This window comes from Candidatus Sulfotelmatobacter sp. (assembly GCA_035504415.1).
Lineage (GTDB): Bacteria > Vulcanimicrobiota > Vulcanimicrobiia > Vulcanimicrobiales > Vulcanimicrobiaceae > Vulcanimicrobium.
In genome coordinates, this window is sequence record DATJRY010000012.1 from 63,544 (window position 1) to 80,215 (window position 16,672).

18 protein-coding genes are annotated in these 16,672 nt (G+C 69.2%); 9 read left to right on the forward strand and 9 right to left on the reverse strand.

Annotation, left to right across the window (positions count from 1 at the left end; all coding sequences use genetic code 11):
- The first annotated feature begins 18 nt into the window (after positions 1 to 18).
- Genes coaE through VMD91_10015 form a run of 3 tightly spaced genes read left to right on the forward strand, consistent with a single transcriptional unit; the run spans position 19 to position 2,522 of the window.
- The gene (gene coaE / locus VMD91_10005; protein HTW84389.1) at positions 19 to 642 is read left to right on the forward strand and encodes a dephospho-CoA kinase; all 624 of its coding nucleotides are present in this window, start codon (positions 19 to 21) and stop codon (positions 640 to 642) included.
- A complete protein-coding gene (locus VMD91_10010; GenBank protein ID HTW84390.1) occupies positions 639 to 1,505 on the forward strand; it encodes a hypothetical protein in 867 nt (288 codons plus the stop codon). Before coaE ends, VMD91_10010 begins: the two co-directional genes overlap by 4 nt.
- A gap of 3 nt (positions 1,506 to 1,508) precedes the next feature.
- Positions 1,509 to 2,522, forward strand: coding sequence for a ketoacyl-ACP synthase III (locus tag VMD91_10015; GenBank protein HTW84391.1), 1,014 nt, complete (start codon positions 1,509 to 1,511; stop codon positions 2,520 to 2,522).
- Here the strand turns inward: VMD91_10015 and VMD91_10020 are convergent.
- Both VMD91_10020 and VMD91_10025 read right to left on the reverse strand, forming a co-directional pair.
- The gene (locus VMD91_10020) at positions 2,505 to 3,197 is read right to left on the reverse strand and encodes a hypothetical protein (protein HTW84392.1); all 693 of its coding nucleotides are present in this window, start codon (positions 3,195 to 3,197) and stop codon (positions 2,505 to 2,507) included. The two genes, VMD91_10015 and VMD91_10020, sit on opposite strands and share 18 nt — an antisense overlap.
- A complete protein-coding gene (locus VMD91_10025) occupies positions 3,194 to 4,654 on the reverse strand; it encodes an amidohydrolase family protein (GenBank protein HTW84393.1) in 1,461 nt (486 codons plus the stop codon). Before VMD91_10025 ends, VMD91_10020 begins: the two co-directional genes overlap by 4 nt.
- On the opposite strand from VMD91_10025, the gene VMD91_10030 reads away from it, so the two are divergent.
- From VMD91_10030 to VMD91_10040, 3 genes are all read left to right on the forward strand, one after another.
- On the forward strand, positions 4,550 to 4,801 hold the full coding sequence (locus VMD91_10030; GenBank protein ID HTW84394.1) for a hypothetical protein: 252 nt from the start codon (positions 4,550 to 4,552) through the stop codon (positions 4,799 to 4,801). The genes VMD91_10025 and VMD91_10030 overlap by 105 nt on opposite strands.
- Before the next feature lie 75 nt (positions 4,802 to 4,876).
- Positions 4,877 to 5,089, forward strand: coding sequence for a hypothetical protein (locus tag VMD91_10035; GenBank protein HTW84395.1), 213 nt, complete (start codon positions 4,877 to 4,879; stop codon positions 5,087 to 5,089).
- Positions 5,090 to 5,092: 3 nt separating this feature from the next.
- The gene (locus VMD91_10040) at positions 5,093 to 5,431 is read left to right on the forward strand and encodes a hypothetical protein (GenBank protein ID HTW84396.1); all 339 of its coding nucleotides are present in this window, start codon (positions 5,093 to 5,095) and stop codon (positions 5,429 to 5,431) included.
- Here VMD91_10040 and VMD91_10045 read toward each other — a convergent pair.
- Genes VMD91_10045 through lnt form a run of 3 tightly spaced genes read right to left on the reverse strand, consistent with a single transcriptional unit; the run spans position 5,428 to position 7,912 of the window.
- Positions 5,428 to 5,901 (reverse strand): hypothetical protein, encoded by a 474-nt coding sequence (locus VMD91_10045; protein ID HTW84397.1) that lies wholly within the window; start codon positions 5,899 to 5,901, stop codon positions 5,428 to 5,430. The genes VMD91_10040 and VMD91_10045 overlap by 4 nt on opposite strands.
- Before the next feature lie 2 nt (positions 5,902 to 5,903).
- Positions 5,904 to 6,455, reverse strand: coding sequence for a hypothetical protein (locus VMD91_10050; protein ID HTW84398.1), 552 nt, complete (start codon positions 6,453 to 6,455; stop codon positions 5,904 to 5,906).
- On the reverse strand, positions 6,452 to 7,912 hold the full coding sequence (gene lnt / locus VMD91_10055) for an apolipoprotein N-acyltransferase (GenBank protein HTW84399.1): 1,461 nt from the start codon (positions 7,910 to 7,912) through the stop codon (positions 6,452 to 6,454). Before lnt ends, VMD91_10050 begins: the two co-directional genes overlap by 4 nt.
- A gap of 167 nt (positions 7,913 to 8,079) precedes the next feature.
- Here lnt and VMD91_10060 point away from each other — a divergent pair, with 167 nt between their 5' ends.
- A complete protein-coding gene (locus VMD91_10060; protein ID HTW84400.1) occupies positions 8,080 to 8,859 on the forward strand; it encodes a hypothetical protein in 780 nt (259 codons plus the stop codon).
- Positions 8,860 to 9,056: 197 nt separating this feature from the next.
- Here the strand turns inward: VMD91_10060 and VMD91_10065 are convergent, their stop codons facing one another.
- The 4 genes from VMD91_10065 to VMD91_10080 all read right to left on the reverse strand — a co-directional run bounded on the left by VMD91_10065 (position 9,057) and on the right by VMD91_10080 (position 14,908).
- Positions 9,057 to 11,696, reverse strand: a complete 2,640-nt coding sequence (locus VMD91_10065) for a hypothetical protein (protein HTW84401.1) — start codon at positions 11,694 to 11,696, stop codon at positions 9,057 to 9,059.
- Positions 11,693 to 12,856 (reverse strand): LptF/LptG family permease, encoded by a 1,164-nt coding sequence (locus VMD91_10070; protein ID HTW84402.1) that lies wholly within the window; start codon positions 12,854 to 12,856, stop codon positions 11,693 to 11,695. The genes VMD91_10065 and VMD91_10070 overlap by 4 nt, the downstream gene beginning before the upstream one ends.
- A gap of 4 nt (positions 12,857 to 12,860) precedes the next feature.
- Positions 12,861 to 13,262, reverse strand: a complete 402-nt coding sequence (locus VMD91_10075) for a lytic transglycosylase domain-containing protein (protein ID HTW84403.1) — start codon at positions 13,260 to 13,262, stop codon at positions 12,861 to 12,863.
- Between the two features lie 173 nt (positions 13,263 to 13,435).
- A complete protein-coding gene (locus VMD91_10080; protein ID HTW84404.1) occupies positions 13,436 to 14,908 on the reverse strand; it encodes an aldehyde dehydrogenase in 1,473 nt (490 codons plus the stop codon).
- A 45-nt stretch (positions 14,909 to 14,953) separates the two neighbouring features.
- Between VMD91_10080 and VMD91_10085 the strand changes: the two genes are divergently transcribed.
- Positions 14,954 to 15,730, forward strand: coding sequence for a DUF1932 domain-containing protein (locus VMD91_10085; protein ID HTW84405.1), 777 nt, complete (start codon positions 14,954 to 14,956; stop codon positions 15,728 to 15,730).
- A complete protein-coding gene (locus VMD91_10090) occupies positions 15,730 to 16,671 on the forward strand; it encodes a DUF6282 family protein (GenBank protein ID HTW84406.1) in 942 nt (313 codons plus the stop codon). Before VMD91_10085 ends, VMD91_10090 begins: the two co-directional genes overlap by 1 nt.
- Position 16,672: the final 1 nt, after the last annotated feature.

The window sequence follows — 16,672 nt, forward strand, 5'->3', positions numbered from 1 at the left end:
TCCGTCAAACGTTGGCCCGTGCGGGCGAGGAAGCTGCGCGTCGGCCTGACCGGTGGAATCGGCTCCGGAAAGAGCGCCGTCGCGACCGCGTTCGGCGAGCTCGGCGCGACGATCGTCGACGCCGACGTGTTGGCGCGCGACGTCGTCGCGCCCGGCAGCCCCGGTTTGCGGGCGATCGCGGCGCGCTGGCCGCAGGTCGTTCGTGCCGACGGCGCGCTCGACCGCCCGGCCCTCGCCGCGATCGTGTTCGCCGACGAGTCCGCGCGCGCCGCGCTCAACGCGATCACCCACCCGCTGGTGCGCGCGCTCGGCGACCTGCGCGAGCGCGAAGCGCCCCCCGGCGTCGTCGTGCACGTCGTCCCGCTCTTGTTCGAAGGCGACTTCTGGCGCGCGTGCGATCGCACCGTGCTGGTCGTCGCGCCGCACGACGTGCGCATCGCGCGCGTCATCGCGCGCGATGCGACCGAGCGCGAGGCGGTCGAGCGCCGGATGGCGGCCCAGATCGATCCGGAGCGTGCGCGCGTCATGGCCGACTACGTCATCGAGAACGACGGCGACCTCGCGCAGCTGCAAGCCCGCAGCGCGAGCGTCTACGGCGCGCTCCTGCACGATCTCGACGAAGAAGAGGACGCTCTGCGATGAACCCCACCGCGCCGCAACCGCTCTCGATCGACGCGCTGCTGGGCGGCTCGTGGCGCCTGTTTCGCGCGAACCCGACGATCCTCGTCCCGATCGCCGTGCCGTTCTTGCTCGTCATCCCGCTGATGGTGCCGTTCGCGTTGCTCCTGACCTGGGCCGTGGCGCACCCGAAGGCGCAATTGGACGACTACGCCGCCGGGTTGGTGCTGGCGTGCGTGCTCGGCGCAGCCGTCACGGTGCTCCTGTGCTGCTTGGGGACGGCGGCGGCGTTCGCGATGGCGAACGCGCTCTGGACGCGCGGCGCGGCGTCGGTCGGCGCGGGCGTCTCGACGACGCTGCGGCGCATCGGTCACCTCATCGTCGCGAGCGTCTGTTTCGTCGTGCTCGAGATCCTCGCGCTCGTGCTCGCCATTCCGACCCTGACGGCGTCGGTGTGGGCGCTCTTGCTCTTCTCGATCTACGTCATCCCCGCGGTGACGGCGGATCGCAACGGCATCGAGGCGTTCAGAGAGTCGTTCGCGCTGGTTCGTCGCTGGCCGGGACAGTCCGCGCTCACGATCCTCATCCTGGTCGCGCTGCAATACGCGATCTCGCTGGTGTTCGCGCCGTTCTCGCTCGCGTTCGGCCTCTTCGGATACGGGCCCAGCTCGGGCGTGCCGCCACAGATGCCCCCCGTGACGCTGCTCGTGGTCGGCGGCGCGTGCATCGCGCTCGCGTTCCTGCTGAACATCGCCTATTACGGGTTCTTCGCGATCGGTCTGACCGGCATGTACCGGTCGCTGCGCGGACTCGCCGAGCATGCGGACCCTGGGCAACCGGGCGTGGCCCTGCCGACAGAGGTTGCGCCCGGGCGCGCCGAAGGCTGAACGATGGAGCAAGCACTGGCGTCCCCCGTTGCGCTACGGACCGTGCGGTCCTCGCTGCGCATCGCGGCGCTGGGCACGTATCTGCCCGAGCGGCGCCTGACCAACGCCGACTTCGCGAAGATGGTCGATACGAGCGAGGAGTGGATCGTCTCGCGGACCGGGATGCGCGAGCGGCGCATCTCGCGTGAAGACGAGTACACCAGCGACCTGTGCGTGGCCGCGGTGGAGGATCTCCGCCGGCGCGGCGGCTCGCTCGACGAGGTCGACTACGTGATCGCGTGCACGATCACGCCGGACTACTATTTTCCCAGCGTCGCGACGCAGGTGCAGCGCCGGCTGGGCTTGCACGGCGTCGGCGCGATCGACGTCGGCGCGGCCTGCGCGGGATTCGTCTACGCGCTCGACCTCGCCGACGCGCTGATCGGTTCGGGTCGCGCGCGCACCGTGCTGGTGGTGGCCGGTGAGACGCTGACCAAGATCACGGACTACACCGATCGCACGACCTGCGTGCTGTTCGGCGACGGCGCGGCCGCGGCGCTGGTGACGCAGAGCGACGCCGCGAGCTCGACGCTCTTGGCGCGCCGCGTCGACGCCGACGGCGAGGCCGGCAAAGAGCTGTACTGCACGGGGCTGCGTCCGGAGATTAGCGGGATCGTCGATCCGGCCCGCAGGCTGCGCCAGAACGGACGCGCCGTCTACGAATGGGCGGTCACGCACGTGAGCGGCGGCATCGCCGAGCTGCTGACCCAAGCCGGACTGCGCGCCGACGACGTCGACTGGTTCGTGCCGCACAGCGCCAACGGACGCATGATCGAGTCGATCTGCAAGCGCAGCGGGATCCCGCTCGAGCGGACGCTGACCAGCTACGAGCTGTGCGGCAACACCTCGTCGGCGTCGATCCCGCTGGCGCTCGCGCCGGCCCTGGCCGACGGTCGCGTGCGCGCGGGCGACCGCGTGCTGCTGTACGGCTTCGGCGGCGGTCTGGTCGAGTGCGGGCTCCTATTGCGCTGGAGCTAGGGGCGGGTTGTCGAAGGCCGGCGCGCTGCGCCCGACGTCGAAGACGCGCTCGTCACCGATCGCGTCGAGGAAACCGCGCACGACGTAGACACCGCTCGGGCGCAACGCCAGCGGGTGTGAGAGCCGGATCGAGCCGGTGTCGTCGCGCAGCCGCGGAATGCTGCCGTCCTCGTACGGCACGCCGGCGATCGTGATCACCGAGCCCGCTTTGGCGGCCAGTGCTTGCGCGACGGTCGCCGGCGGATCGAACACGATCGGTTTGTCGACGACGGTCCCGAAGTCGGTGCCGAGCATCGAGACGCGCACGACGTAGCGGCCGGGCTCGAACGCGCGGCGGTCGATCGTCGTCGAGTCGACGATCATCGCCGCGAGCCGCAGCGTGCCCGGCGCGACGTCGATCTGGCGCGTGATCGGGATCGGTTTGTGGCCGTTGACCGACGACCAGACCGGCAAATCGTCGCGCAGCACGTCGACGCGGAACAGATCGGCGGTCGGGAAGACCAGCTGCACGACGTGGCCGGTCGGATTGTGCAGCACGATCGTGACCGTGAAGGGCGTCAGCAGCGCCGTCCCCTCGCGGGTGAGGGTGACCTCGGCGGTGACGCCGCGCGTGGCGGAGGGCCGCGGGGCGACGAACGCCAACGCGCCCCCGGCCAGGAAGCCCGCCCGCGTCATCGGCCGCCCCGCAGGACGCGCCCGGGTCGCGCGCCCGTGCGCTCGCCGTTTCGTACCACGGCGCGCCCGTTGACGAACACGTCGCGGATTCCCTCCGGCGGGACGCACGGATGCTCGTAGGTGGCGCGATCGACGACGCGCTCCGGATCGAACACGACCAGGTCGGCGTGCATCCCCGGCGCGACGACGCCACGCTCGCGCAGGCCGAAACGCTCGGCCGGCAGCGCGGTCATGCGCCGGATCGCCTCGCCCAGATCGAAGACGCGCAGCCCGCGCGCATAGCGGCCGAAGACGCGCGGAAAGGTGCCGTAAGTGCGCGGATGCGGGACGCCTTGCACGGTGATCCCCTCGTATGCGCGCGCCGACGCGTCGCTGCCAACGCAGCAGAAGCCGGCGCCGAAGACGGTGGCGACGTCGTCCTCGCGCATCGAGAAGAACGCGCACTCGACGCGCAGCGCTTCGTCGACCAGCAAGCGGATCGCGGCGTGCGCGGGATTCATCCCCCAACGGCGTGCCAGCGCGTCCATGCGCACGCCGGCCAGCTCGGCGTTGCGTTCGCTGCCGACGCCGGTGATGAGGATCGTGTCCCAGCCGTCGCCGCCGTAGGCGGGATCGCGCGCCAGCTCGAGCGCCAGCGCGGTCGCGGTCGCCTGCGCGGGCTCGCGCAGCCGCTCGAGCGTCGCGGCGGCGCCGCCGTCGCGCAGCGCGTCGGGCAGCAGCGTGTCGAGCTGCGTCCACGACGCGACGTACGGATACGCGTCGCACGCGGCGTCGATCCCACGGCCGCGCGCGCGATCGATCATCTCGAGCGTGCGGTGCACCTTGCCCCAGTTGCGCCGTCCGGCGGCCTTGTGGTGCGAGAACTGCACCGCCGCGCCGGCGCGCTCGCCGACGGTCAGCGCCTCGATCACCGCGTCTTCGAGCGCATCGCCTTCGCTGCGCAGGTGCGTCGCGTAGCGCGGCGCGCCGGCGGCGGCGGCGGCGCTCGCGCACGCGACCAGCTCGTCCAGGCCCGCGTGGCGGCCCGGCTCGTAGATCAGCCCGCTCGAGACGCCGAGCGCGCCTTCTTCGATCGCGCCGCGGATCAGGCGCTCTTGCGCCGTCAGCTGCTCGCGCGTGAGCGGACGCACATCGTCGCCGGCGACGCAACGGCGCGTCGTCCCCAAGCCGACCAGCGAGGCGACGTTGAGCGCCACGCCTTCGCGCTCGACCAGCGTGAAGAACGCGTCGAAGGTCGTCCATTGGACGTCGAAGCGGTACGCGCGCGCGTCGGCGCGCTTCGCCGCCAGGGCTTCCCCCAGCAGCGGTGATACAGATGTACCGCAATTCCCGCCGATCTCGGTCGTCACACCTTGACGAATCTTTCCTTCGCAACGTCCGTCGATGAGCCAGAGTTCATCGGAATGGGAATGGACATCGATGAAGCCCGGCGCAAGTACATGACCGGCGCACGGAATACGCTCGAAGGCGTCGCGGTCGGAGAGATCTCCAACGGCAGCGACCCGGCCCTCGGCGACCGCGACGTCCGTGGTAAATGGTGCTCCACCGCGTCCGTCGTGGACCAGCGGGCTCTCGAAGATCGACCAGAACAGCGTTTAACCTAGCTTTCGCTGGGTACAGGGCGAACGGTGGGCTGACAGCTCAGGGGGACTATTTCCAACATGGCGACCAACGACAACGTGACGACGACGAACGGCGGGGGCATGAGCGTCCGCGAGGCCGGGAAGCGCGGCGGAGACCGTGTGAAGGCGAAGTACGGGTCGGAGTTCTACGAGGCGATCGGCCGCAAAGGCGGCGAGGCCACGAAGAGCAAGTACGGCCCTTCGTTCTACGAGGAAATCGGAGCCAAAGGCGGCCAGAAGCTGAAACGCTCGACCAAGACGGCCGGCTAGAGCATGGCCGACCCGAAAAAGCCCGCGGCGAAGCCGCGGGTGGAGAAGGTCGACGGCGAAATGTCGGTTCGTGAGGCCGGGAAAAAGGGCGGCGACACCGTCCGAGATCGGTACGGCTCCGGGTTCTACGAAGAGATCGGCCGCAAAGGTGGACAGGCCACGCGTGAACGTCACGGGGCCGAGTTCTACGAGTCCATCGGGCAAAAAGGCGGCAAGGTCGTCAAAGACAAGTACGGCCCGGAGTTCTACGAACAGATCGGTCACAAGGGCGGACAAAAAGTCAAAAAGCTGATCGCTGACGCGAAACGCAACGCCCAAGAAGAGACGAAGCCGGAGACCTAACGGCACGCGCCGAGGTTCACCAGGCGGCGAAACTCCGCCGCGATGGTGCCCGGCGACGCGCTGCCGTCCGGAGTGAGTGAGAGGACCAGCCCGTGCGGCGTCGACCAGACGACGCCCCGCGGTTGGTTCCGTCCGCCCACGGCGTGAACGTCCGCACAGGACGCCATGCCCGGCCAGGGCTGAAAGGCCGCCAGGGTCCCGCCGTTGCGCGGCCACTCCGAGAGGATCCAGGCCCGCCCGTCGCGCTCGTACTCGAGCCCGACGCCCTCGTTCTGCGAGATGGACTCGCCGTGGAACGGGGTCAGCAGCGCCACGTCCGTCAGCGGGCGGTCCGGCATGAACGGGCGGAAGCGGATCGCGCGCACGGCGACCGGGAAGGTCGTCTGGAAGCCGCGGCGCGCCAGCGTGGTCGGCGGCGGGCTGGCGTCCGCCAGGACGACGACGGCGGTCAGCAGCAACGGAGCGAGCATCGCTAGGACGTTCCCGGTTTGATCCCGGTGATCCGTCCGAAGTTGGTCTGCCCGGTCGAGAAGTTGATCTCGATCCGCGAGACGTGGATCACCGCGCCGCCGTCGGTGATCGTCGAGGGCTTGGCCAGCACCAGCGTCTTCGACGCGCCCAGGTACTCCGCGCCGGTGCTGCGGAAGGTTCGCACGTGCCCGTGTCCGTCGTCTTGGCGGAAACGCACGGGCCCGGTCACCGACAGATCGTTGGTCGAGAGGTTGTACGTGACGCCGTCGGCCTGCATCGTCACGTCGGGCTTCCCGCGCTGGTGCAGCCGGCCGTCGCGCACGTGCGCGATCGAGACGAAGCTGCCGTCCGGACTCATCGTCACCGTGTCGTAGTCGAGCGACCAGTCCTTGCCGTCGATGCGCCGCCCCGAGATGACGCCTTTGTCGAGCGTCGCCGGTCCGGTGAAGCGCGGCGGCGTGACGTCGGTGCCGGCGATGCCGATCTCGAAACCGATCCAGGCCAGCACGCCCAGGCCCGCGAGCGCGAGCAGGGTGCGCCACGGGAACGTCACCGGCGCCGCCGCCAGAACGGGAGCGCGATCAACGCGGCGAGCGCGATGCCGACCGGCGCCGGTCCGATGCGCGCGTACGGGCCGGGCGCGGGCGCGCCGACCTCGCCGACGACGACCGCGCTCGTGCCGAGCGTCGTGCGCCGCGTCCACGTCCCGTCCGGCGCGATGATGCCGCTGATCCCCGTCGCGCCCGCGCGCAGCACCCAGCGCCCCGTCTCGACCGCGCGCAGCGTCGCCGCTTGCGCGTGCTCGTACGGGCCTTGCGTGTCGCCGAACCACGCATCGTCGGTCGCGATCATCAGCAAGCTCGGATCGTCGGCGAGCCGCGCGTGCGCGATGTCGCCGAACAGCGACTCCCAACAGATCAACGGCGTCGCGCCGTCGAACGTCGTACGCGCGTTCACGCCCGGCGCGAAGTGTCCGATCTGGTCCGCGAAGGGCAGCGCGCGCAGCCAGCGCGGTCCGGGCAGGTACTCGGCGAACGGCACCAAGTGCGCCTTGGCGTACATCGCGCTCGGCACACCGCCCGGCACGCCGGGGCGGAACAGGTACAACGCGTTCGTCCACGAGCGCGGCTGGTCGTCGGGCCACTGCTCGCGGTCGTCGCCCCACGCGCCGACCCACAGCGGCGCGCCGACCTGGTTCGCCAGCTGCGCGAACTGCGAGCGCAGTCCGGGCGCGTCGAGGAGGTCGGTCGGGATCACCGTCTCGGGCCAGAGCACCAGCGTTACGTGCGCGCCGCGCAGCGTGCGCGTCAGCGCCGTGTAGCGGTCGACGGCGAGCGCGACGCCGTTCGCGCTCATCTTGAGCGATTGCGAGATGCCGCCTTGCACCGCCGCGACGCGTCGCGTCGGCGGCGCATGGTGGCGCGCCGGCCACGCCGCCCAAGCGCCCAGCGCGAGCAACGCGACCGCGGCCCACGCCGTCAGCGCGGTCAGGGCACGCGTACGATCGCGCGTCGCGAGCAGCCACCAGCCCAGCGACGCGCCCAGCAGCGCGGTCGCGAACGTGATCGCGTAGCCGCCGCCGTACGCGGCCAGCGCGCGCAGCGGTGAGTCGATTTCGGCAACACCGAGCTGCGAGAACGGGTTCCCCATCACGCCGACCGAGCGCAGCTCTTCGGCCAGCGCGAACGCCGCCGCCGCGACCAGCGGGACCGCGCGCGCATCGCAGCGCCGCGCGGCCAACGACGTCAGCACCGCCGCGAGCGGGAACGCGAAACCTACCAAAATTGCTGGGCCCACGCTGAGCACCCACGCGAACGGTCCCAGCAGCGTCCCAGCAGTTTGACCGAACCATGAGAAACCCCAGGTGAAGAACACGAGCCCGCTCACGAACCCGACGAGGACGGCCGGCCATGGTTCGACGATGCACCACGACGCGAACAGCCCCGCGAGCGCGAACGGCGCGATCCACCACCAATCCGTCAACGGGAACGCCAAATGCAACGCCAGCACGGCGAGGATCGAAAGCGCCGTGGCCCGGGCGGTGACGGACGAGAGCGGGGTGCGGCGCGTGCTGGCCGCCGTCGTTGCGGCGATGATGATGGTAACCCTAGCGAACGCCGGACAGCGTAGTGCCGGCGTCCAGGTGGAGCATGTATCCTAGCGAGAAGAACTTTGCGATGACGAAGGCGACCAACCTGCTGCGCGCGCTGACGGTCGTCGGCGCGGCCTTGGCGATCACGACGATCTCTCTAGCGGCGTGCGGCCGCCAGGTCACCGGGCTCGGCAAGAGCGGCGGGCTGGTCCCCAGCGGGGAGACCGAGATCATCTTCGGGACCGAGGCGCAGATCAACCCGCAGCTTTTCAGTTACTTGATCGTCCTCAACACGCAGGGCAATCAGAACGAGCCCTACGCGCTCGGCTCGAACTCCAACTACACGAACTGGTCGTACGTGATCCAGGTCGGCGGATCGAACCCCGGCTTCACCGGCGGTTCCGCGTTCGTCAGCTCGCCGCTGCTCTATCAGTTCTATACGGATCCGTCGGTATCGGTCGGTTACGCGACGCGGGCGGTGGTGTACCCGACCAACTCGCTGGTCCTGCGCTCGCTCAGCGGCGGCTTGTTCCAGAACGGCTTCGCGGTGGAGTTCAACCGCTGCCTGCTCGATCTCCCGAATCCGACGACGAGCCCGCAGCCTTCGCCGAACCCCGCCTCGATCTGCCCGCCCTTCGTGTTCATCAACCAGGCGTGGGCGATCAACATCTTCACCGTCGACAACACCGGCACGGTCGTCGACTCGCTGGGCAACAACGGGCCCAGCGATACCTCGGTGACGTTCACGATCAATACCGGGCAGCTGATCACCAGCGGGTCGTATCAAGAGAAAGCGAACATCACGCCGGTGCAGCAAGGCGCCGCGGGCGAGATCGCCGGCATCCAGGTCTACAGCACGCCCTGATCGGCTCAGGGCGAATCGCACGGAGGATGCCCGCACTCGCAGGCATCCTCGTACTCTTCGTCGCTCGAGTCGCGTGACTCGCAGACGTCGCTGCAGTACGCCGCGCCTTCCAGGCCACCGGTGACCTGGCACTTGCACAGTTCGTACTCGCAGGGCTGGGTGTACCTTTCTTCCATCGTGCCGCTCCTGATTTGCGGTTAGATGCCGGCGCCGGCGGCGCCGCCGGTGAAGCCGGTGGAGGAGCTGAAGCTCTGCGGGATGATGCCGTTGAGCGAAGGTGCCTGACCGATCCCGAAGTTCGCTCCCTCGGTCGGGAAGGCCAACAGCGAGATGCTCAGGCTGACTTGTTTGAGGTCCTGATTGTAGTCGATCTGGATCTCGTAGCAGTTCCCGACGATGTGGCGATAGTAGATGTCCTTGTCCTCGAGCCGCATGTGGTTGCGCCAGTCGATGAAGGTCGAGATCTGCAGCTCGCTGTCGCGCCCGAACGGCGTCGCCATCTGCACGCTGGTGCGGTCGAAGCCCTCGCCCGGCCCGGGTTCGAAATCGCCGCCCAGCAGCAGCACCGAACGCGGTGAGGGCTGCATGGTGACCTGATACCCGACCGACTGCGCTTGCCGGTTGAAGTAGGTCGAACCGGTCAGCGAGACGGTGTAGACGCTGTCGTTGAAGATGCGCAGCACGTCGCTGGCCTGCTTGAGGCCCTGCGCGAAGACGTCCAGCTCTTGGAACGGCTCGGCCAACGGGCCGTTGACGTGCGACTCGGTGTACTGGATCTCGTTGACGATGTGACCCCAAATCGGCGTCGTCAGCGAGAACTGCTGCTGGATGTTCGCCTTTTCGTCGCCGGTCGCGTAGAGGTCTTGCTCGACGGTGACCTCGCCGGAGAAGTCGCTGTCGAAGAAGTGGGCCAGTACCGGACCGGCCTGGAACTTGCCGTCCATGCGCCCGGTGGCCAGATCCGCTTCGGTGTCGTAGTAGTACCCGGCCGTGTACTGGCCGGTCACGGGAAGCCAGTTGATGTGCGGGAAGAGGTCGGCGATCGGCCGCACCAGCAGCTCCGGCTCCTTGTCGATGCTGCCCGCGCCGGCGCCGTCGTACTTGTCGAAGGTCAGGCTGTAGTCGGCGTACGGGGTGCGGTCGTCGAGCAGGTCTTCGAAGTGCAGCGTGTCGCTGGTCGTGCCGCCGAACAGGCCGCTCGAGGAGCTGGTCGTGTACGAGAGCGTCAGGTCGTTGGTGAAGTTCTGCGAGAACTGGCGATGGTCGGTGAACCCGTAGTCGTCGTTGACGTCGACCGACCCGTTCGAGGTGCGGTTGAAGCTGTAGTCCTCGCGGTCGCCCTTGGCGTCGCCGTGATCGACGGCCGCGGTGATCTGCTCTTCGGCCGGCAGCGTCACCAGCGGACCGTAGTTGCCTTGATAGTTGAGCTGGACTTGCGCACGCGTCGTGCGCGAGAACGCTTCCTGGTCCTGCAGCTGGAAGTTGGTTTGGTTCCCGCCCTGCAACCGGTTCTGCTGGTTGAAGAAGTTGATGTCGGTCTGTCGCCGGCCGTCTTTCTTGCGGATGGTGGCGACGTACCCGAGGCCCAGCCCGACTTTCGTATAGTATTCGACGCGGTAGTAGCCGAAGTAGTTCTGGCTGGGCGCGAAGCCGATCTGCGCCTTGATCCAGAAGCCTTCGGTCGCGTCGTAGCCGATCAGCGGAATGAAGCGCGCTTGGTGGCGGCGGTCGCCGCGGTCGGGCGCTAGCGAGATGACGACGATCGGCAGCCACAGCACCGCCAGCGCACCCAGATACAGGACGTCGGACTTCGCGACGGCCTTGTTGCCGGGATAGATGTCGAGCGTCTTCGACTCCATGTGATACCCGCCGCGCGGGTTCTCACACGTGGTGAAGTTGGCGCGCTCGACGTGGGTGACGCCGTCGCTGGTCGTCACCATGTTCGAGCCGGTGAAGTGGAGCTTGCCGCTCTGCACGCCTTGCGTGGACTCGCCGCGGCCGTGGATCAGCGTCGTGCGCTCGGTCAGGGTGTCGAAGCGGATCGCGTCGGCATACAGGACCGTGTCGCTCTCGCGGTTGCGCACGAACGTGTTGCCGGTGATGTCGATGTAGCGCACGCCGTCGTAGTGCGCGTGATCGCCGCCGACGACGCCGTCCTGGTAGACCAGGGTGACGTGGCCGTCGAGGTCGTACGGTTTGCCGGGCTTGTCGGTGCCGGTCAGCTTGTCGCCCAGGATCGCGTAGTCGCTGGGACCCAGTGTCTCCTCGGGGACCGGCGTGGGCGAGGCGGTCGGGGTCGGCCTGACCGGCCCGCTGCTGGGGTTCGCGAACGGGATCGGCGACATCGACGGCGGCGCGGTGTACTGCTGGACCGCGGCCGGCGGCGGCGAGCCCGGCGAGGGCGTCGGGGTCGGAACCGGCGGGACGGTCGGCACGGCCGGGGTCGGCAGCGGCGGCGGCAGCAGCTGCTGCGGACCCGACGGCGCGAACGGGCGTCCGACCAGCGGCGTCGGCGTCGCGGTCGGGGTCGCGGTCGGACCGGCCGCGGCGGACTCGGTCGGCTCGGGGCTGGGGCTCTCGTCCTGCGCGACGACGGCCGGACCGGGATCGGCGGCGTACTCGGCGGTCGCGGCCTGCGCGGCGGCCGAGGCGGCGCGTGCGGCGCCGGTCCGCGAGACGGCGACGTCGGGGCTGGCGCCACAGCCGTTGTTCAGCAGCGCGAGCGCGTGCGCGCCGTCGGCCTGCGGGGGGGCGGCCTGGGCGGCACCGGGCAACTCGACCAAAACCAGCGCGAGCGCGATGCACGTCACGCCGATCCGGCGGCAGAGCTCCCTCACCGATCGACGCGCCAGATCATCCAGCTGCCGGCGACGGCGGCCAAGATGTTGGCCAGCCAGGCGGCGAGGTACGGGTCCAGCGTGCCGGCGCGGCCGAGGGCACCGGCCAGCGCGCTGATCGCGTAGTAGACGAACAGCAGCATCACCGAGAGCACGATGCCCAGCGTGCGGCCGCGCTTGCCGAAACGCACGGCCATCGGCAACGCGATGATGACCGCGATGAACGAGGCGAACGGGTAGGCGTACTTGCTGCCCAGCGTGAGCTCACGCGAGGCCAGATCGGCACCGCCTTGTCCGGTCTCCTTGCGGAACTTGATGTCTTGCGCCAGCCGCTTCGTATTCATCGTGTAGGTGTCGTTGAAGGAGCTGCTCAGGAAGTTCTGACCATTGTCGCCCATCGGCAGCGAGAGCTTGAGCTCCTGTGCCAGGACCACCACGCTGCCGACGGTCCCGTCGGCGTTGACCTGTGTGCGGACGGCGTGCTCCAAGACGATGTCGGTCCCCTCGATGCGCGCGGTCTTTGCCGTGAGCAACGTTTGGAAGGGGCTGTTGTGTTGCGGCTGCCAGATCTCGATGTTCTGCATCGTCTTGCCGTCCGGAGAGACCGAGCTGATGTAGAACGTGTCGCCGGTGGTGGGATCGGAGCGGAAGATGTTGGGCTCGATCGGCAGCGTCTGCGACTTGTAGAGGATCTGGTAGAAGCTGCGGGTCGAGAGATCGGTGGTGACCGGCGCGATGTTCTCGTTGATCTCGAACGACGCGATGGCGACCAGGATGCCGGCGATCAGCGGCAGCCGCACGATCCGCCAGAACGAGATGCCCGACGTGCGCAGCGCGGAGATCTCGTTGTCGGCGGCCAGTCGGCCGAAGCCGAGCAGCGTGCCGAACAGGCAGGCGAAGGGGAACGCGAACGGCGTGGCCTGTGGCACGCGGAACACCAGGAAGCGCAGCACGAGAAAGACCGGCGCGCCCTTGTTGACGAGGTAGTCGGCCGCGAGCACGAAGATGTTCGCGAACCAGAACAGGAAGAACGCCGCCAGTCCGAACGTGAACGGTCCGGCGACTTCGCGCATGAGATAGGCGTCGAGGATCGGCAGGCCGATCTTCGGCCACGGCGAGCGCGCGATCACCGCGGGACGCGCGCCGGGGTACGTCGCCACGTGGCTACCGAAGAGCGGCGACGACGCGCTCGACGTAGGCGCGGGTCTCGGCGAAGCGCGGGATGCCGTGCGCCGCGTCGACCGCTCCCGGACCGGCATTGTACGCCGCGACCGCGAGCTTGACGTTCCCCCGGTACCGATGCAGGAGGTCGTGCAGGTACCGTGTCCCGCCGTCGATGTTGGCGACGGGATCGAAGGGGTTTCCTACGCCGTATTGCGTCCACGTGTCCGGCATCAGCTGCATCAACCCTTGCGCTCCAACGCGGGAGACGGCGCTGGGATCGCCCCCAGACTCCGCATCGATTACCGCGGCAACGAGTTTCGGGTCGACCGAGTTCGCCGAGGAGGCGTTGCGAATCAACGCCTGCAGCTGGTCGGACGCCATCTGGTGCGCGCCGCCGGGCACAAAGCTGTTGCCGCTGCAGCCGGAGAGGCCAGCGACGACGAAACACAACGTCAACCAAGCGGCGCGGGGAGACACGTCTCCTCACGGTTCGCCGCGGTACCCGGGGGGCCATGCCCGGGTCCGGGTCCTACCTGGACGGCAGCGTGCAGTCCCGAACCGACCCAACCGGGCGGTCAGTCCGCGAACGGATCGGGCGGCGGCGCCTCCGAGAGGTCGACGACGACCGTCTTCGTCTCGAGGTACGCGTCGATCGCTTCCAGGCCGTTCTCGCGGCCGATGCCGCTCATCTTGAAGCCGCCGTACGGCAGCATCCAGTGCACGGGACGATAGGTGTTGACCGACACCAGCCCCGCTTCGAGCTGCGCGGCGACGCGGTGCGCGCGCGCGACGTCGCGCGTCCACAGCCCGGCGACCAGGCCGTACTGCACGTCGTTGGCGATCGCGATCGCTTCGGCTTCGTCGTCGAACGGGATCAGCGCCAGCACCGGACCGAAGATCTCTTCCTGCGCCAGCCGCGAGCGGTTGTCGACCTCGCCGAAGATCGTCGGCTCGACGAAGTAGCCGCGCTCGAAGCCGGCCGGTCGCGAGCCGCCGTAGAGCAGCCGGTAGCCTTCGTCGCGGCCGAGCTGGATATAACGATTCGTCTTCGCGAGTTGCTCGGCCGAGGTGTGCGGTCCGATGTGCGTGCGGTCGTCGAGCGGCAGGCCGACGCGGATGCGCGCCGTGCGCTCGAGCAATATCTCGACGACCCGCGCGTAGATCGAGCGCTGCACGAGCAGCCGCGAGCCGAGCGAGCACGATTGTCCGGTGGAACGAAACGCGCTGTGGGTCGCGACCGTCGCGGCCCGCTCGACGTCGGCGTCGGCGAAGATGATGTGCGGCGACTTGCCGCCGCATTCGAACGCGATGCGCTTGAGGTTGACGGCGGCGGCGCGCATGATCTCCTGCGCGGTGCGGTGCTCGCCCGTGAACGTGATCTTGTCGACGTCCGGGTGCGCGGCGAGTGCCGCGCCGGCGAGGTGGCCGTAGCCGGGGACGACGTTGACGACGCCGGCCGGGAAGCCCGCTTCGGCGACCAGCTTCGCGAGCTCGATCGCGCTGACGGGCGTCAGCTCCGCCGGCTTGAGCACGACGGTGCAGCCGGCCGCCAGCGCGGGCCCGAGCTTCCACGCGTAGAGGCTGATCGGCGAGTTCCACGGCAGGATCGCGCCGACGACGCCGACCGGCTCGCGCCGCGTGAACGCGTGCGCGTCGGGCCGATAGGGAATCACGTCGCCGTAGACCTTGTCGGCGGCGCCGGCGAAGAAGATCAGCCAGTCGGCGGCGCGCTGCATCTCGCCGAGCGTGTCGCGCAACGGCTTGCCGTTGTCGCGGCTCTCGACGGTCGCCAGCCGCTGCGCGTCACGGCGGATCAGCGTGCCGAGCTGGTGGATGAGCGCCCCGCGCGCGCTCGGCGTGAGCTTCGCCCAGGGTCCCTTGAGCGCCGCACGCGCGGCCGCGACCGCGCGATCGACGTCGACCTCGTCGGCCTCGGCGACCTGCGCCCAAACCTCTTCCGTCGCGGGATCGATCGAGTCGATCGCGCGGCCGGAGTGGGGCTCGACCCACGCGCCGCCCACGAACAGGTGCGGGAAGGAAATCTCCATTTTGTCCGACATTATTGTCGTACAATTTTCGTGACCGTGTCAAACATGAGAATCGCCGTACTTGGTTTGGGTGAAGCCGGTTCCTTGATCGCGACGGACCTCGTGCGCGCCGGTGCGGACGTCGTCGGCTGGGATCCGAACCCGCACGGCGCGATCGACGAGATCCCGTTGGCCGCCGGCTTCGCCGCCGCGATCGACGGCGCCGACGTGATCGTGAGCGTCAACTGGGCCAGCGTCGCGGAAGACGTCGCGCGGGAGGCCCTGCCCCGGATCAAACGCGGCGCCCTGTACGCGGACCACAACACCTCCGGTCCGACGCTCAAGGCGCGCTTGGCCGCCATCGTCGAGCCGGCCGGCTGCGCGTTCGCCGACGTCGCGATGATGTCGCCGGTCCCGCCGCTGGGCGTGCGGGTCCCGGTCTTCGTCGCCGGCAGCGGCGCGCGGCGCTTCGCCGACGTCTTTCGTCCGTACGGGATGCCGATCGAGATCGTCGGCGAGCAGCCCGGGGCGGCCGCCGCACGGAAGCTGGTGCGCAGCGTCTTCTTCAAAGGAATGGCCGCGGCGGTGTGCGAGAGCCTGGAGGCGGCACGCGCCGGAGGAATCTACGACTGGATGTACGCCGACATCGCCAAAACGTTCGAAGCGGCCAATGCCGCGCTGGTCGACCGCCTCGTCGAAGGGAGTCGCACCCATGCGGTGCGCCGCGCGCACGAGATGCACGAGGTCGTCGCGCTCTTGCACGAGTACGGCTTGCCGGGGCCGGTCTCACAGGCTGCCGCGCAGACGCTCGAGCAGTTGGCACGTGACGGGGTGAACGCCTGATGTGCGCGCCTGCGGCGCCCAGCGGCCTGGCCGGGCCGGAGCCGCGACCCTCGGCGCAGGCGGCCGAGATCGTGCGCGGCGCCTACGACCTGCACGTGCACATCAACCCCGACGTCATCGAACGCCGCATCGACGACATGGCGCTGGCGCAAGGACACCGCGAGCGCGCGCTGAGCGGCTTCGCGCTCAAGTCGCACTACACGCCGACCGCCGAGCGGGCGACGCTGGTCAGCCAGCTCACGGGTCTGGACGTCATCGGCGCGATCACGCTCAACGCGCCGGTCGGCGGGATGAACGCGCTGGCGGTCGAGATCGCGGCGCGCGAGCACGCCCGCATCGTGTGGTTCCCGACCTTCGACGCCGAGAACGAGCCGCTCGGGCGCACGGCGGCGAAGCCGGGCGTTCCGGTCCCGGTATGGGCGAAGATGCAGCACGAGCTGCGCGATCAAGGCTTCCGCCCCGAGCCGGTGCGCGTCGTCGACGAGCACGGCGCGCTGCTGCCGGAGGTCCATGACGTGCTGCGCGTCATCGCGCGCCACGATCTGGTGCTGGCGACCGGCCACCTCTCGCGCGACGAGATCTTCACCCTCGTGCGCGGCGCCAAGGAAGCCGGCGTCAAGCGCATCGCGATCACGCACCCCGAGTTTCCCTCGCAGAACATCGGGCTTGCCGACCAGCGCGCCCTAGCGGCCGACGGCGTGCTGCTCGAACGCTGCTTCACGACCGCCCACACCGGCAAGGTCTCGTGGGAGACGATGTTCGAGAACATCCGCGGCGTCGGCGTCGAGCACTCCTACGTCTCGACCGATCTGGGCCAGCTCGGAAACCCGCCGTGTGAGGACGGGATGGCGCTGATGGCCGACAAGATGCTGGCGGCCGGGTTCACGCCGCAAGAGATCCACACGATGACGGTCGTCAACACGCGCAAGCTGGTGCGTTGAG

Coding starts and splice junctions, on each gene's coding strand:
- VMD91_10085 (HTW84405.1), top strand. CDS start 14,954: ATGAGAATCGCCGTACTTGGTTTGGGTGAAGCCGGTTCCTTGATCGCG.
- VMD91_10040 (HTW84396.1), top strand. CDS start 5,093: ATGGCCGACCCGAAAAAGCCCGCGGCGAAGCCGCGGGTGGAGAAGGTC.
- VMD91_10015 (HTW84391.1), top strand. CDS start 1,509: ATGGAGCAAGCACTGGCGTCCCCCGTTGCGCTACGGACCGTGCGGTCC.
- VMD91_10080 (HTW84404.1), bottom strand. CDS start 14,908: ATGGAGATTTCCTTCCCGCACCTGTTCGTGGGCGGCGCGTGGGTCGAG.
- VMD91_10090 (HTW84406.1), top strand. CDS start 15,730: ATGTGCGCGCCTGCGGCGCCCAGCGGCCTGGCCGGGCCGGAGCCGCGA.
- VMD91_10010 (HTW84390.1), top strand. CDS start 639: ATGAACCCCACCGCGCCGCAACCGCTCTCGATCGACGCGCTGCTGGGC.
- VMD91_10020 (HTW84392.1), bottom strand. CDS start 3,197: ATGACGCGGGCGGGCTTCCTGGCCGGGGGCGCGTTGGCGTTCGTCGCC.
- VMD91_10060 (HTW84400.1), top strand. CDS start 8,080: ATGACGAAGGCGACCAACCTGCTGCGCGCGCTGACGGTCGTCGGCGCG.
- VMD91_10045 (HTW84397.1), bottom strand. CDS start 5,901: ATGCTCGCTCCGTTGCTGCTGACCGCCGTCGTCGTCCTGGCGGACGCC.